A 15,130-nucleotide genomic window follows, 5' to 3' on the forward strand; every position below is an offset into this window, starting at 1 on the left:
GGTCATGCGCGTTCTGATTATCGAAGACGAAGAAAAAACCGCGGATTATCTGCACCGCGGCCTGACCGAACAGGGCTACACCGTCGACCTTGCCCGCGACGGCGTCGAAGGTCTGCATCTGGCGCTGGAATGCGACTACGCGGTGATCGTCCTCGACGTCATGCTGCCGGGGCTCGATGGCTTCGGCGTACTGCGCGCATTACGTGCGCGCAAGCAGACCCCGGTGATCATGCTCACCGCCCGCGAGCGCGTCGAAGACCGCATCAAGGGCCTGCGCGACGGCGCCGACGATTACCTCGGCAAACCGTTTTCCTTTCTCGAACTGGTCGCCCGCCTGCAAGCGCTGACCCGCCGCAGCGGCGGCCATGAGCCGGTGCAAGTGACCATCGCCGACCTGTGGATCGACCTGATCAGCCGCAAGGCCACCCGCGCCGGCACGCGCCTGGACCTGACGGCGAAAGAGTTTTCCCTGCTCAGCGTCCTCGCCCGGCGTCAGGGCGAAATCCTCTCGAAAACCGCCATCGCCGAGATGGTCTGGGACATCAATTTCGACAGTGACGCCAACGTCGTCGAAGTCGCGATCAAACGCCTGCGCGCCAAGCTCGACGGGCCATTCAACGAAAAACTGCTGCACACCATTCGCGGCATGGGTTATGTGCTGGAGAGCCGTGGTGTCCAGTAACTCGATTGCCCTGCGACTCAGCGGAATGTTCACGCTGGTGGCGCTATTGGTGTTTCTGCTAATTGGCGGCGCGCTGTATCAGCAGGTCGACAAGGGCCTGGGATTGTTGCCCGAAGCCGAGCTGGATGCGCGTTACAGCGTGCTCGAATCCACCGTAGGCCGTTACGGCACGCCGGAGCATTGGGTGAAGATCAACAACAAGCTCAAGCTGCTCGGCGAGGAAGACAAGCGCATCAGCTTCTGGATCAGCAGCGGTGATCCACGCTACGAATACGGCAACCTCACCCCGCAGATTCGCGCCGCCATCAATGGCCCGTTGGGCATGCACGATCTGCAACTGCCCGATCAACCCTACCCGCTGAAAGTACTGGTCAGTCAGTTCCCCGCCAAGGATCAGCGCCCGCCGCTGCGTTTCATGATCGGCATCGACACCGAGACGCTGCATCAGACCCAGCATCACTTGCTCATCGCCCTGATCAGTCTGGCGATTCTCGGCGTGCTGCTGGCCTCGGCATTGGGCTATTGGGTCGCAAGAATCGGTCTGAAGCCGTTGATCAAACTGTCGCAGGAAGCCCAGCGACTGGCACCACCGCTGCGCGCCGGACGCTTGCGCCTGTCGCCGCTGCCGCCGGAACTGGAACAGTTTGTCGAGTCGTTCAACTCGACCCTGGAACGGGTCGAACTGGCCTATTCGCGGCTGGAATCGTTCAACGCCGACGTCGCCCATGAACTGCGCTCGCCGCTGACCAACCTGATCGGCCAGACCCAGGTCGCGCTGACTCGCGGGCGCTCCGCCGAACACTATTTCGAAGTGCTGCAATCCAATCTCGAAGAGCTGGAACGGCTGCGTTCGATCATCAACGACATGCTGTTTCTGGCCAGCGCCGATCAGGGCAACAAGGCAACCAAACTGACCTCGACGTCATTGGCTGATGAGGTGGCAACGACGCTGGACTATCTGGATTTCATCCTTGAAGACGCGCAGGTTGAAGTGCAGGTCAGCGGCGATGCGCAGGTGCAGATCGAGGTCGCGCATCTGCGTCGCGCGCTGATCAATTTACTCAGCAACGCGGTGCAGCACACCGAACCGGGTCAAGTGATCGAGGTGCACATCGAAGTTGAAGAACATCAGGTGAGCATTGGCGTGGCCAATCCCGGGACGCCGATTGCCAGTGAGCATCTGCCGAGGTTGTTCGAACGGTTTTATCGGGTCGATGCCTCGCGCAGCAACAGCGGCAATAACCACGGGCTGGGGCTGGCCATCGTCAAGGCGATTGCGCTGATGCATGGCGGGGATGTGTTTGTGCGCAGTGATCGGGGCATGAACACCTTCGGCATTCACCTTCCGGTCTGAATGCTGCGCCAAGCCCTGTGGCGAGGGATTTATCCCCGCTCGGCTGCGCAGCAGTCGCAAAATCCTGTGCACAAGCTCTAAGAATCTTTGAGGCTGGAATTCTTGGGGCCGCTTCGCAGCCCAACGGGGATAAATCCCCTCGCCACAGGCCACCATCACGCACAGACCGGGTTGTTACCCGTGCCGATCTTTGCTTTAGCTGTAACAGTCATTTATGAAAATCATGCTGTTTCCCAACCTTCGGCAACCTTATCTTTGCCCGCACCAAACAGCACTCGCCAAGCGAGAAGGTTTTCAAGATGTCCAACAGTATGGGTATTGCCAGCGCATTCGTTTTGTCCTCATTGATCCTGTCGCCGATGGCGATGGCTGAAGAATCGCAAACGTTCGTTGCGCAAAAAGTCGCCCGCGCGCAGGCATTCGATCAGCATCAGGCCGAGGTGATGGCCAAGGCGCAAGACGCGACGCAGTCCCCGCAGGCCGCTAATTCCCAGACTCAAGCGCTCGAGAAAGACAGCTGAGTCGCACCGCGAAAGGTTTCCCTCGACGCGGTTGTTTGGCTCTTCCCGTTCAACCGTCGTCACTCCAGGCCGCTGCCGTTCAGCGGCCTTTTTCGTTGTGGTCTGAAAGCTGTCTGGTGCGTCTGTAACAACAAGAAACATCAAAGTCGCTCAAGAAACAGAGCGGCCCGCTGACCCAAGGAGCTCCACCGCACGTGTTTTACCCTGCCCGCCTCACCCCGCTGTTCATTGCAATTGCCGCAAGTATTGCCCCCGCCGTCCACGCCGATGAGTCAGCCCAACAGGGCTTCGTCGCAGGCTCGAGCCTCAATCTCAACGCCCGCAACTACTACATGAATCGCAACCGCCTGCAGAAGGCGGACGACAATATCGAGTGGGGCCAGGGTTTTCTCGGAGTGTTCCAGTCTGGCTATACAGAAGGCACGGTCGGCTTCGGCGTCGATGCTCACGCCATGCTCGGCCTGAAACTCGACGGTGGTGGCGGTACCGACGGTTCGAGCATCCTGCCGATCAGCGATGGCAGCGGCAAAGCGCCGGGCTCCTTCTCCACTGCGGGTGGCACGTTGAAGCTGCGCGCCTTCGATACCGAGCTGAAGGCCGGTGATCTGTTTCTCACCAACCCGGTGATTGCCGGCGGCGACACGCGCATGCTGCCGCAGACCTTTCGTGGCATCAGCCTGAGCAACCACAGCTTCGACGGCTGGCTGATCGAAGGTGGCCAGGCCAGCTTCACCAAGCCGTATAACCAAAGTGGCCACACGCGAATCGGCACGTCCTACGGCACGCTGGCCGATGGTGATGACAGCCAACACCTGAACTGGGCCGGTGTGGCCTGGAGCGGTGTTGAAGGCCTGACCAGCAGCCTTTATGCCTCTGAGCTGAAAGACATCTGGAACCAGTACTACTATGACCTCGACTACACCTGGCAACTGAACGATCTGGTCAGCCTCAACCCGGGCGTGCACTTCTATCACACGCAAGACACCGGCGAGGCGCTGCTCGGCGACATCGACAACAACGCTTACAGCGTGCATCTCACCGTCGGCATTGGCAGCCACAGCGTTACCGCCGCGTACCAGCGGGTCAACGGCAATACGCCGTTCGACTACATCAGCCAGGGCGACAGCGTTTATCTGGACAACTCTCAGCAATACTCGGACTTCAACGGCCCGAACGAACGCTCGTGGAAGCTGAAATACGCTTACGACTTCACCGGTGTCGGCATCCCCGGCCTGACTTCGGCGCTGTCCTATTCACGCGGCACGGTGGATCTGACCAAAGCCGATCCGGACAGCACAGCCTATGCCAACTGGTACAGCGCCGATGGCCGCAACGCCAAGCATTGGGAACGCGACATCGATTTGCAGTACGTCGTGCAAAGCGGCCAGGCCAAGAACCTGGCGGTGCGCCTGCAATGGGCGACCAACCGTGGCGGCAACGGCTACGGCGCGATTGATTCGGATACAGATGAATACCGCGTGATCATCGACTACCCGGTCGACGTCTTCTAAGATCGGCGCTGCGTTTTTCAGATCCTGTGATCTACCCTGTGGGAGCGAGCCTGCTCGCGAAAGCTGATTGTCAGTCAACATCTGTGTTGAATGACACACCGCTTTCGCGAGCGGGCTCGCTCCCACAGGTTCGTCCGGCGTCAGCCCAACTAAGCTTATGAAACCACTCCAACCGGCTCCCCATCATGATCGCCAGCCGCACGCCCTCCATCACAGGCCAGACCGGTCGCCCCGAGCGTCTGCTGATCCTCGGCAGTCTGCTGACCGTGATCGCGATGGTGTGCATCGTCACCTTCCTGCTGATCCGCGAGTACGCCAGTGCGCAGGAAACCGCCACCCGTCGCGCCACCACGATTGCGCAATTGATCGACGCCGACGTGCTGCGCACCGTCGAGCTTTACGACCTGACACTGCAAGGCCTGATCGCCGCCGCCCAGCGTGACGACCTGCAGAATGTCTCGCCGCAGATCCGCCATCTGGCGCTGTTCGATCGCTCGACCACGGCGCGCTTCAAGGGCGACATTCTCCTGCTCGACAAGCATGGCGAGGTGATCGCCGACTCCTCGCGCATTGAACCGAAACCGGGCAGTTTCGCCGACCGCGATTATTTTCTCGCCCACGCCTTCAACCGCGATATCGGCATGTTCATCAGCCGACCGTTCAAGACTCGCTGCGATTGTGAAGAGGCCGATCAGTGGCGCATCAGCTTCAGCCGGCGCATCTCCTCGCAGACCGGTGAATTCCTCGGCGTTGCCGTCGCTTCGTTGAAACTCGACTACTTCGACGACCTGTTCAAGAGCCTCGACATAGGCACTGACAGCACATTGAACATCATTAATAGCGATGGCGTGCTGCTCGCGCAGAAGCCGTACCTGCAAAGCGATTCAGTAGGCAAGAGCTTCGGCAATCGGCCCAACGTCGTGCGCATTCTCAATGACCGCGATGGCAGCGGCAGTTTCACCAGTACCTCAAGCATGGATGACCAGCGCCGGCTCTACACCTATTCGCGGGTGGGCAACCTGCCGTTGACGGTGATGGTGGCGCTGTCCAGCGAGGAGGTGTTTGGCACCTGGCGGCGCACGGCGATCCTGATCAGCGGCGCCACCGGCGTGTTGTGCCTGGGGCTGTTGTGGCTGACCTGGCTGCTCGCCCGGGAACTGCGTTTGCGCCATCGCGCCGAACGCGAACTGGCGCAACTGGCTGCAACCGATGATCTGACCGGTGTGGCCAACCGGCGCATGCTCGATCAGACCCTGCGCCACGAATGGTTCCGCGCCCAGCGCTCGGGCCAGCCGCTGTCGGTGATGATGATCGATGCTGACCACTTCAAAGCCTTCAATGACCGGCATGGCCATCAGGCTGGGGATCAGGTCTTGCGTGAACTGGCCAAGGTAATCACCGCGAACGTGCGGCGTCCGGCGGATCTGGTCGCGCGGTATGGCGGTGAAGAGTTTTCGGTGATCCTCGCCGAGACCGACAGCGCAGGAGCGCAGCAGATCGCCGAGCAGATTCGCCAGGCTGTGGAAAACTTGCCCTGGGTCGAAGGCGCTGAGCGGGCGATGACCGTGAGTATCGGCATTGCCACATGGACATCGGCGAGGGAGATGACGCTGGAGCAGCTGTTGTTCGCGGCGGACAAGGCGCTGTATCAGGCCAAGGAAGGCGGGCGTAATCGGGTGGTGGTATCAACCTGAAGTCTTGCAATGGAGGTAATGGCCCCATCGCTGGCAAGCCAGCTCCCACAAGGATTTGAGGTGCGCTGCAAATTTTTGTCTCACCCGTAAACCTGTGGGAGCTGGCTTGCCAGCGATGAGGCCGATAGAGACAAAACAAAAATCACAGGCATAAAAAAAGGCCATCCGAGGATGGCCTTCAAAAAACTAGAGAGGTTTTTACTTACACGGCCGCAACAGGGCGCATGTAAGAGATTGGTGCGGTGCTGGCGTCTTCGAACGTCACCACTTCCCACGCATCTGTCTGCTCAATCAATTTGCGCAGCAGCTGGTTGTTCAGTGCATGACCGGACTTGAAGCCTTTGAACTCACCAATCAGGCTGTTGCCCAGCAGGTACAGGTCGCCAATCGCATCGAGGATCTTGTGTTTGACGAATTCGTCTTCATAACGAAGACCGTCTTCGTTCAACACGCCATCAGCGTCGACCACGATCGCGTTTTCCACGCTGCCGCCGAGTGCGAGGTTGTGCTTGCGCAGGTACTCGATGTCACTCATGAAACCAAAGGTACGGGCGCGGCTGACTTCTTTTACGAACGAAGTGCTGGAAAAATCCACGCTTGCACTCTGGGTGCGGTCCCGGAATACCGGGTGATCGAAATCGATCTCGAAGCTCACCTTGAAGCCTTCGAAAGGGACGAAAGTGGCGCGCTTGTCGCCGTCTTCCACTGTCACTTCACGCAGGATGCGGATGAATTTCTTGGCGGCGTCCTGCTCTTCCAGGCCAGCCGATTGAATCAGGAATACGAAGGGTCCAGCGCTGCCATCCATGATCGGGACTTCGGACGCGGAGAGCTCGACGTAGGCGTTATCGATGCCCAGGCCAGCCATGGCCGAGAGCAAGTGCTCTACCGTGTCCACTTTGACGTCGCCATTGATCAGCGTCGTCGACATAGTGGTTTCACCGACGTTTTCCGCGCGGGCAGGAATCTGCACCACAGGGTCGAGGTCAGCGCGACAAAACACAATGCCAGTGTCGACAGGCGCAGGCTTGAGGGTCAGATAGACCTTCTCACCGGAGTGCAGGCCTACACCTGTGGCACGGATAATATTTTTCAGTGTGCGTTGTTTAATCATGGCTTGGGCCGCTTCAGCGCAAATTGCGAACTGGTATCAACAAAGGCTGGCGATGATAGCAGACCATGCCTTTGCTGAACACCAATCACCTTCATAGCCCTGATACATTCCATCAATCGGCCTGACGACGCAGGAATGCCGGAATGTCCAGGTAGTCCAGGTCATCCTGCGGATTCATCTTCGCGGCAGCCGCAGCACCGGCCTGAGCCTGATTGCGCATGACGGTCGGACGGTCCAGATCACGGTAGTTCACCGCTGGCTGCTCCTGACGGGCCGGAGCTGGTTGTTGCACCTGCGCCGAAGCCATCGAGGTGTGAACGGTGTTGTCGATGACCTTCACAGGCTTCTCGATTTTCGCGCCCAGACCGGTGGCAACCACGGTGACGTGCAGCTCGTCGCGCATGTCCGGATCGATAACGGTACCGACCTTGACCATCGCGTGCTCGGAAGCGAAGGCTTCGATAATCGAACCAACGTCGGAGTACTCACCCAGGGACAGGTCAGGACCGGCGGTGATGTTCACCAGAATGCCGCGCGCGCCTTGCAGGTTGACGTCTTCCAGCAGCGGGTTGCGGATTGCCGCTTCGGTGGCTTCACGTGCACGGTTCGGACCGCTGGCGCAGCCAGTGCCCATCATCGCCATGCCCATTTCGCTCATCACGGTGCGAACGTCGGCGAAGTCGACGTTGATCATGCCCGGACGCTTGATGATGTCGGAGATACCGCGAACGGCACCGGCCAGAACATCGTCAGCCTTGGCGAAAGCCGACAAGAGGCTTGCGTCCTTGCCGAGGATGGTCAGCAGTTTTTCGTTCGGAATGGTGATCAGCGAGTCGACGCTTTCCGAAAGCATGCGGATGCCTTCGTCGGCGATCTGCATACGCTTGCGGCCTTCGAACGGGAACGGACGGGTCACGACCGCAACGGTCAGGATGCCCATTTCCTTGGCCACTTCGGCAATGATCGGCGCTGCACCGGTACCGGTACCGCCGCCCATGCCGGTGGTGATGAACACCATGTTGGTGCCGGCCAGCACCTCAGCGATGCGCTCGCGGTCTTCCAGAGCGGCTTGACGGCCGACCTCAGGGTTAGCGCCTGCGCCCAGGCCTTTGGTCACGCCAGTGCCCAGTTGCAGGATGGTCCGCGCGCCGATGTTTTTCAGCGCTTGAGCATCGGTGTTGGCGCAGATGAACTCAACGCCTTCGATGTTGCTCTTGACCATGTGATTGACAGCGTTGCCGCCGCCACCGCCGACACCGATAACTTTGATTACCGGGCTTGCGGGGATGTTGTCTACGAGTTCGAACATTTTCCCTCTCCTTACATTCTCTAGTTTTTTCGCCTACTGCTGTTTGTAGCGGTGTATCTACTGCAGTTGCTTGCCGCTTGAAGCTTGTCGCTCCAGGCTGCTTTTAAAAATTGCCCTGAACCCACTTTTTCAGTCGGTCCAGCAGCGGCGCCTGAGGCTCTTCGCTGCTGTAGCTGTCGCGGCTGCCGATGCCGGAGAACGAAACTCCGTCGGACTGCTTCTGCAGGCCGTACATCAACAAACCGACGCCAGTGGAATAAATCGGGTTGCGCACCACGTCATCCAGACCTTTCACGCCATGCGGCACACCGAGGCGCACCGGCATGTGGAAGATCTCTTCGGCCAGTTCAGTGGCGCCTTCCATTTTCGACGTACCGCCGGTGAGCACGATGCCCGCCGGGATCAGGTCTTCGTAGCCGCTGCGACGCAGCTCGGCCTGGATCAGGGTGAACAGTTCGTCGTAACGCGGCTCGACCACTTCGGCCAGGGCCTGACGCGACAGTTCGCGCGGTGGACGGTCGCCAACGCTCGGCACCTTGATGGTTTCGCCGGCACCGGCCAGTTTGGCCAGGGCGCAGGCGTAACGGATCTTGATCTCTTCGGCGTACTGGGTCGGGGTGCGCAACGCCATGGCGATGTCGTTGGTCACCTGATCACCGGCAATCGGGATTACGGCGGTGTGACGGATCGCGCCTTCGGTGAAGATCGCGATGTCGGTAGTGCCACCACCGATGTCGACCAGGCACACGCCCAGCTCTTTCTCGTCGTCGGTCAGCACCGAGTAGGCCGAGGCCAGTTGCTCGAGGATGATGTCGTCGATTTCCAGACCGCAGCGACGAACGCATTTTTCAATGTTCTGTGCAGCGTTGACGGCGCAGGTGACCACGTGAACCTTGGCTTCCAGACGCACGCCGGACATGCCCAGTGGCTCACGCACGCCTTCCTGGTTATCGATCACGTAATCCTGCGGCAGGGTGTGCAGCACGCGCTGGTCAGCCGGGATCGCCACGGCTTGGGCGGCGTCGAGTACACGCTCAAGGTCCGCCGAGCTGACTTCGCGATCACGGATCGCGACGATGCCGTGGGAATTCAGGCTGCGGATGTGATTGCCGGCCACGCCGACAAAAGCCGAGTGAATGCGGCAGCCGGCCATGAGCTGGGCTTCTTCGATCGCGCGCTGGATCGACTGCACGGTGGATTCGATGTTGACCACCACGCCCTTCTTCAGCCCGCGGGACGGATGCGTGCCGATCCCGACGATTTCCAGCTGGCCGTCGTCCGCGACCTCGCCTACCAGCGCCACCACCTTGGAGGTGCCGATATCGAGACCGACGATCATTTTGCCGCTTTGCACGTTTGCCATGGGTCCTGCCTCTTCTTAATTCTTCGCAACAGCGGGTTGGGCTGTCGTCGGCGCTACGGGTTCCCGCCAGCCAACAGCGAGGCCGTTGGCGTAGCGCAGATCGATGCGCGCAATGTTCGTAATCTGCTCTTTCAGCGTCTTGTCATAGATGGCGATGAAGCGGCGCATCTTTTCCACCAGGTTGCCGCGTCCCAGCAGCAACTCGATGCCGGGGCCGGAACTGCCGGCACCGGTGGTCAGGAACCAGCTGCCGCGTTCACGCAATTCCAGGCGTGCAATCGAAAAACCCAGCGGGCGCAACATCTGGCTCAGCACCTGATACTGCTGCATCACCTGCTGCTGAGCCCGTTGTGGGCCGAACAGCTGTGGCAGGTGTTCGTAGTTCGCCAGTTCCTTGGGCGTAAACGCCTGACCCTGGTTGTTGAGCAACGACTCGTCGCCCCAACGCGCCACCGGCAATTGCTCTTCGAGGCGGATCACTACCTGATCCGGCCATACCCGCCGCACTTCGGCGTGGGCGATCCAGGGCATCTGCTCAAGCTCGGTACGCATACCGGCCAGGTCGATGGTGAAGAAGCTCGACGCCACGAACGGCGCGATCCGCTGCTGCACCGCCTGCTGGCTGATGTAGCTCAAGTCGCCCTGCACCGCGATCTTGCTGATCGGCCGGTCAGCGTACGGCAGCAAACGCTGCGCGCCTTCATAAGTACCAAAGCCCAGCGCCACCAGCAGCACCGGCCAGAACAGGCTTTTCAGAAAGCTGAAATTGGCTTTCGGCAGGCGCGCGGACATCGGCTCTTTCGCCACCATTCGACTGGCACCCCGCGGCACCGGCTTGCGGCCGGGTGCGGGTGGCTGATGTCTGAGATGAGCGCCTTGCATGGTCTTAACCTCGCGCCTCTGTTGCGCCTGCGTCTTCGACGCTGGCGGCCAGAATGGCCAGAACCAGTTGCTGGAAATCCAGACCGGCAGCCCGCGCCGCCATCGGCACCAGGCTGTGATCGGTCATGCCCGGTGCGGTATTGACTTCGAGGAACCAGAACTGCCCGTCGGCGTCTTGCATCACGTCCGCCCTGCCCCAACCGGCGATACCCAGCGCCTCACAGGCCTTGGCCGTGAGTTCCATGAGTTCCTGTTCCTTGGCCGCGTCCAGGCCGCACGGAATGCGGTACTGGGTATCGTTGGCGATGTACTTGGCGTCGTAGTCGTAAAATGTGTGCGGTGTACCCAGGGCGATAGGAGGCAACACCTGGTCACGCAGGGTGGCGATGGTGAACTCCGGACCTTGAATCCATTGCTCAACCAACACTTGCGAATCGTAGGTACTGGCCGCTTTCCATGCGTCGATCAACTCGGACGCAGAATTCACTTTGGCCATCCCGATACTTGAACCTTCATGCGCCGGTTTGACGATCAAAGGCAAGCCCAGTTCCGTCGCTGCCGAAATACAATCGGCTTCGCTGCACAGCACGGCGTGACGCGGCGTCGGAATCCCGAGGCTGTGCCAGACCTGCTTGGTGCGCAGTTTGTCCATGGCCAGGGCCGAGGCGAGGATGCCGCTGCCGGTGTACGGAATACCCGCGCATTCGAGCAGGCCCTGCATGCTGCCGTCTTCACCGCCGCGACCGTGGAGAATGATGAACGCACGGTCGATCTTTTCGCTGAGCAGACGCTGCAGGAAGTCTTCGCCTACATCGATACCGAACGCGTCAACGCCAGCGCTTTGCAGCGCCTCAAGCACCGCGTTGCCGGATTTCAGCGAAACCTCACGCTCCGCGCTCAGGCCGCCGAAGAGCACGGCGACGCGGCCGAAGTCTTTCGGCGCGATGGTGGAGAACAGCTTGGCGTAGGCAGCAGTCATTTCAACTTCCCTCGACCGGCGCCGCCACGGCGCCGGCGAACAATTCACTTTTCAACAGCTTCGGCGCGAGACCGCCGATATCACCCGCGCCCTGGCACAACAGAATGTCGCCGGCGCGCAGCAGCGGCTTGACCAAAGGCGCCAGGTCGACGCCACGCTCGATGTAGATCGGGTCGAGCTGACCGCGCTGGCGGATGCTGTTGCACAGCTTGCGGCTGTCGGCGCCCGGGATCGGCTCTTCGCCGGCCGGATAGACTTCCATCAGCAGCAGCACGTTGGCGTCGGCCAGTACATTGACGAAGTCGTCGTACAGATCACGGGTGCGGCTGTAGCGATGCGGCTGGTAGACCATCACCAGACGACGCTCCGGCCAGCCACCGCGTACGGCTTTGATCACCGCAGCGACCTCGGTCGGGTGGTGACCGTAGTCGTCGACCAGCATCACGTTGCCGCCGTCCACCGGCAGTTCGCCGTAGACCTGGAAGCGTCGACCGACACCCTGGAAGCCCGACAGGCCCTGAACGATGGCTTCATCGCTGACGCCTTCGTCGGTGGCGATGCAGATGGTCGCCAACGAGTTGAGCACGTTGTGGTTGCCGGGCATGTTCACCGACACGTCCAGCGGCTCGCGATCCGGGCGCAGCACGGTGAAGAAGGTCTGCATGCCTTGCTGGCGCACATTGATTGCGCGCACGTCGGCATCTTCGCTGAAGCCATAGGTCACGGTCGGACGTTTCACCAGCGGCAGGATTTCGCGCACCACCGGATCGTCCAGGCACATCACCGCCAGCCCGTAGAACGGCAGGTTGTGCAGGAATTCGACGAAGGTCTTCTTCAGTTTGTTGAAGTCACCGTCGTAGGTCGCCATGTGGTCGGCGTCGATGTTGGTGACCACGGCCACCAGCGGCTGCAGATGCAGGAAGCTCGCATCGCTTTCGTCGGCTTCGGCGATCAGGTAACGGCTGGTGCCGAGCTGGGCATTGGTGCCCGCTGCATTCAGACGACCACCGATCACGAAGGTCGGGTCTAGACCACCGGCCGCGAACACCGAAGCGATCAGGCTGGTGGTGGTGGTTTTGCCGTGGGTACCGGCGACGGCAATACCGTGGCGGTAGCGCATCAGCTCGGCGAGCATTTCGGCACGCGGCACCACGGGAATGCGGCGCTCAAGGGCAGTCGCCACTTCCGGGTTGGACGTGTTCACAGCGCTCGACACCACCAGCACATCGGCGGTAGCGGCGTTCTCGGCACGGTGACCGATGAAGATCTGCGCGCCAAACGATTCCAGGCGTTCGGTCACCGGCGACGCTTTCAGGTCGGAACCGGAGACTTGATAGCCCAGGTTCAACAACACTTCAGCAATACCGCACATGCCCACGCCGCCAATGCCGACGAAGTGGATGCGACGGATGCGGCGCATTTCCGGTTGTGGCATGGCTTTCTGATTCTCAACCATGGGCCACCTCCAGACAGGTATCGACCACGCTACGGGTGGCATCGGGTTTGGCCAGTCGGCGGGCCGCTTGGGCCATTGCTTCGAGTCGTTGCGGTTGCATCAAGACCTCTGTCAGGCGCGCGGCAAGATCCGCGGCACCAGTCGTTCTTTGCGGCATCAGGAAGGCTGCGCCTTCGCGGGCCAAATAATCGGCGTTGCGGGTCTGGTGATCGTCGATCGCATGGGGCAAAGGCACCAGCATCGAGGGCAGACCGGCGGCCGCCAGCTCACTGATGGTCAGCGCGCCGGCGCGGCACACCACCAGGTCAGCCCAACCATAGGCCTGGGCCATGTCTTTGATGAACGGCTGCACCTGCGCGTCCACGCCCGCGGCGCGGTAACGCTCGGCAGTCACTTCATCGTGATTTTTGCCGGCCTGATGAAACACTTCCGGGCGCAGGTCGGCAGCGACTTGGGCCAGGGCTTCAGGCAGCAATTTGTTCAACGGTTCTGCGCCGAGGCTGCCGCCAAGGATCAGCAAACGCGCTTTGCGCCCGGTCAGCGCCGGTCGCGATGTGTCGAGGAACAGCTCGCTGCGCACCGGATTACCGGTAGTACGGCGGCTGTCCGACAGAGTAAAGGTGTCGGGGAACGCTTCACACACTCGGGCGGCGAACGGCACCAGCAACCGATTGGCGGTGCCGGCGACCGCGTTCTGCTCGTGAACGATCACTGGCACGCCGGCCAGTTTCGCAGCAAGGCCGCCAGGGCCGGTCACATAACCGCCGAAGCCGACCACGCACACCGGCTTCAGGCGGCGCATGATCGCCCGCGCCTGCCATACCGATTTGAGCAGCATCAGCGGCGCCTTGAGCAGCGACAGCTTGCCCTTGCCGCGCAGTCCGCTGGCGTTGATCCGGTGCAGTTCAAGCCCGGCCGCCGGAACCAGTTCGTTTTCGATCCCGCGTGGCGTGCCGAGCCAGTGCACGGTGTAGCCGCGCGCCTGAAACTCGCGGGCACAGGCCAGCGCCGGGAACACGTGGCCGCCGGTACCGCCGGCCATGATCAATACGTTAGCGCCCATGAGTCGGCTCCTCGGCGAAGTCGCTCTCCTGGAATTCCATCTCTTCGCTGCCCAGGTGGGTTCGACTCTCCCATTCGATGCGCAGCAACAGGCCCAGACAGGCGCAGCAGATCACCAGCGAGCTGCCGCCGTAACTGAGGAACGGCAAGGTCAGACCCTTGGTTGGCAGCAGGCCGACGTTCACACCGATGTTGATCAGGAACTGACCAATCCACAGGAACGACAAGCCGTAAGCCACGTAAGCGGCAAAGAACTGCTTGGCCTTCTCCGCCCACAAGCCGATATACATGCCGCGAATACACACGAACACGAAGAGCGCGACGGTGCACAACGAACCGACCGCACCGAGTTCTTCGGCGAGTACCGAGAACACGAAGTCGGTGTGCGCTTCCGGCAGGTAGAACTGTTTCTGCACGCTGTTGCCCAGGCCGACGCCCAGCCACTCGCCGCGACCGAAGGCGATCAAGGCTTGCGACAACTGATATCCGGCTCCGAACTGGTCGGCCCACGGGTCAGCGAAGTTGGTCAGACGCGCCATTCGATAGGGCTGCATCTGAATCAGCAAAACCACCGCGCCGACCGCCAGCACCACCATCAGCGAGAAACGGAACAGCCCGACCCCGCCAAGGAACAGCATCGCCGCCGCCGCGCCCATCATGACTACGGTGGCACCGAAGTCCGGCTCCATCAGCAACAGACCGGCCATCGGCAACAGGACGATGAACGGCTTGAAGAAGCCCATCCAGCTCTCGCGCACTTCTTTCTGTCGGCGCACCAGATAACCGGCGAGGTAGATCACCACGAACACCTTGGCGATTTCCGACGGTTGCACGTTGAAGAAGCTGAAACCGATCCAGCGCATCGAACCGTTCACTTCGCGGCCGATGCCGGGGATGATCACCATCACCAGCAGGCCGAACGCACCGATCAGCATCATCCAGCCGAGGCGCTGCCAGGTGGCGATCGGGATCATCATGGTGACGATGCACGCGCCCAGGCCCAGCACCACGTAAATAAGGTGGCGAATCATGTAATACAGCGGGCTGCCCGACTGCGCCGCCGCCACTTCGGTGGACGCCGAGGCGATCATGATCAGGCCAAGCCCCAGCAGCGCCAGGCAACCGGCGAGCATCGGGAAATCGAGGTCGATGCCACGCCCGGTGATCAGCGGCGACGGGTACGGCTTGATGATGTTTCTCAGG

The 15,130-nt window shown here is 60.9% G+C and carries 13 protein-coding genes and 1 pseudogene; 6 read left to right on the forward strand and 8 right to left on the reverse strand.

What is annotated here, in order from left to right; genetic code table 11:
• The first annotated feature begins 4 nt into the window (after positions 1-4).
• The 6 genes and pseudogenes from LJU32_26940 to LJU32_26965 all read left to right on the forward strand — a co-directional run bounded on the left by LJU32_26940 (position 5) and on the right by LJU32_26965 (position 5,762).
• The gene (locus LJU32_26940) at positions 5-682 is read left to right on the forward strand and encodes a heavy metal response regulator transcription factor (GenBank protein WKV88889.1); all 678 of its coding nucleotides are present in this window, start codon (positions 5-7) and stop codon (positions 680-682) included.
• A complete protein-coding gene (locus LJU32_26945; protein WKV88890.1) occupies positions 672-2,036 on the forward strand; it encodes a heavy metal sensor histidine kinase in 1,365 nt (454 codons plus the stop codon). The genes LJU32_26940 and LJU32_26945 overlap by 11 nt, the downstream gene beginning before the upstream one ends.
• A gap of 299 nt (positions 2,037-2,335) precedes the next feature.
• Positions 2,336-2,557 (forward strand): hypothetical protein, encoded by a 222-nt coding sequence (locus tag LJU32_26950; protein WKV88891.1) that lies wholly within the window; start codon positions 2,336-2,338, stop codon positions 2,555-2,557.
• Between the two features lie 194 nt (positions 2,558-2,751).
• Complete coding sequence (locus LJU32_26955; GenBank protein ID WKV88892.1) at positions 2,752-4,068, forward strand: OprD family porin; 1,317 nt, start codon at positions 2,752-2,754, stop codon at positions 4,066-4,068.
• Positions 4,069-4,076: 8 nt separating this feature from the next.
• Positions 4,077-4,199 (forward strand): annotated as a pseudogene (locus LJU32_26960) (metal ABC transporter ATP-binding protein).
• Positions 4,200-4,253: 54 nt separating this feature from the next.
• Complete coding sequence (locus LJU32_26965; protein ID WKV88893.1) at positions 4,254-5,762, forward strand: sensor domain-containing diguanylate cyclase; 1,509 nt, start codon at positions 4,254-4,256, stop codon at positions 5,760-5,762.
• A gap of 202 nt (positions 5,763-5,964) precedes the next feature.
• Here LJU32_26965 and lpxC read toward each other — a convergent pair whose 3' ends face one another.
• The 8 genes from lpxC to ftsW form a co-directional block, all read right to left on the reverse strand.
• Positions 5,965-6,876, reverse strand: a complete 912-nt coding sequence (gene lpxC / locus LJU32_26970) for a UDP-3-O-acyl-N-acetylglucosamine deacetylase (GenBank protein WKV88894.1) — start codon at positions 6,874-6,876, stop codon at positions 5,965-5,967.
• A 112-nt stretch (positions 6,877-6,988) separates the two neighbouring features.
• Entirely contained in the window at positions 6,989-8,185 is a 1,197-nt protein-coding gene (gene ftsZ, locus LJU32_26975; GenBank protein ID WKV88895.1) for a cell division protein FtsZ, read from the reverse strand.
• A 103-nt stretch (positions 8,186-8,288) separates the two neighbouring features.
• On the reverse strand, positions 8,289-9,548 hold the full coding sequence (gene ftsA / locus LJU32_26980) for a cell division protein FtsA (protein WKV88896.1): 1,260 nt from the start codon (positions 9,546-9,548) through the stop codon (positions 8,289-8,291).
• A 15-nt stretch (positions 9,549-9,563) separates the two neighbouring features.
• On the reverse strand, positions 9,564-10,430 hold the full coding sequence (locus LJU32_26985) for a cell division protein FtsQ/DivIB (protein ID WKV88897.1): 867 nt from the start codon (positions 10,428-10,430) through the stop codon (positions 9,564-9,566).
• Between the two features lie 4 nt (positions 10,431-10,434).
• Entirely contained in the window at positions 10,435-11,409 is a 975-nt protein-coding gene (locus tag LJU32_26990; GenBank protein WKV88898.1) for a D-alanine--D-alanine ligase, read from the reverse strand.
• 1 nt (position 11,410) lies between these two features.
• Positions 11,411-12,865 carry a UDP-N-acetylmuramate--L-alanine ligase gene (gene murC, locus LJU32_26995; GenBank protein ID WKV88899.1) on the reverse strand — a complete coding sequence of 485 codons (1,455 nt, stop codon included), beginning with the start codon at positions 12,863-12,865 and terminating at the stop codon, positions 11,411-11,413.
• Positions 12,858-13,928, reverse strand: a complete 1,071-nt coding sequence (gene murG / locus LJU32_27000) for an undecaprenyldiphospho-muramoylpentapeptide beta-N-acetylglucosaminyltransferase (protein WKV88900.1) — start codon at positions 13,926-13,928, stop codon at positions 12,858-12,860. The genes murC and murG overlap by 8 nt, the downstream gene beginning before the upstream one ends.
• Positions 13,918-15,129, reverse strand: a complete 1,212-nt coding sequence (gene ftsW / locus LJU32_27005; GenBank protein WKV91214.1) for a putative lipid II flippase FtsW — start codon at positions 15,127-15,129, stop codon at positions 13,918-13,920. The genes murG and ftsW overlap by 11 nt, the downstream gene beginning before the upstream one ends.
• Position 15,130: the final 1 nt, after the last annotated feature.

The sequence above is a fragment of the Pseudomonas sp. B21_DOA genome, from assembly GCA_030544685.1.
Classification (GTDB): Bacteria; Pseudomonadota; Gammaproteobacteria; order Pseudomonadales; family Pseudomonadaceae; genus Aquipseudomonas; species Aquipseudomonas fluorescens_AO.

Excerpts from the sequence above, each read along its gene's own strand:
- ftsZ (WKV88895.1), bottom strand. The coding sequence starts at position 8,185 with ATGTTCGAACTCGTAGACAACATCCCCGCAAGCCCGGTAATCAAAGTT.
- lpxC (WKV88894.1), bottom strand. The coding sequence starts at position 6,876 with ATGATTAAACAACGCACACTGAAAAATATTATCCGTGCCACAGGTGTA.
- murG (WKV88900.1), bottom strand. The coding sequence starts at position 13,928 with ATGGGCGCTAACGTATTGATCATGGCCGGCGGTACCGGCGGCCACGTG.
- LJU32_26985 (WKV88897.1), bottom strand. The coding sequence starts at position 10,430 with ATGCAAGGCGCTCATCTCAGACATCAGCCACCCGCACCCGGCCGCAAG.
- LJU32_26940 (WKV88889.1), top strand. The coding sequence starts at position 5 with ATGCGCGTTCTGATTATCGAAGACGAAGAAAAAACCGCGGATTATCTG.
- murC (WKV88899.1), bottom strand. The coding sequence starts at position 12,865 with ATGGTTGAGAATCAGAAAGCCATGCCACAACCGGAAATGCGCCGCATC.
- LJU32_26950 (WKV88891.1), top strand. The coding sequence starts at position 2,336 with ATGTCCAACAGTATGGGTATTGCCAGCGCATTCGTTTTGTCCTCATTG.
- LJU32_26990 (WKV88898.1), bottom strand. The coding sequence starts at position 11,409 with ATGACTGCTGCCTACGCCAAGCTGTTCTCCACCATCGCGCCGAAAGAC.
- LJU32_26965 (WKV88893.1), top strand. The coding sequence starts at position 4,254 with ATGATCGCCAGCCGCACGCCCTCCATCACAGGCCAGACCGGTCGCCCC.
- ftsA (WKV88896.1), bottom strand. The coding sequence starts at position 9,548 with ATGGCAAACGTGCAAAGCGGCAAAATGATCGTCGGTCTCGATATCGGC.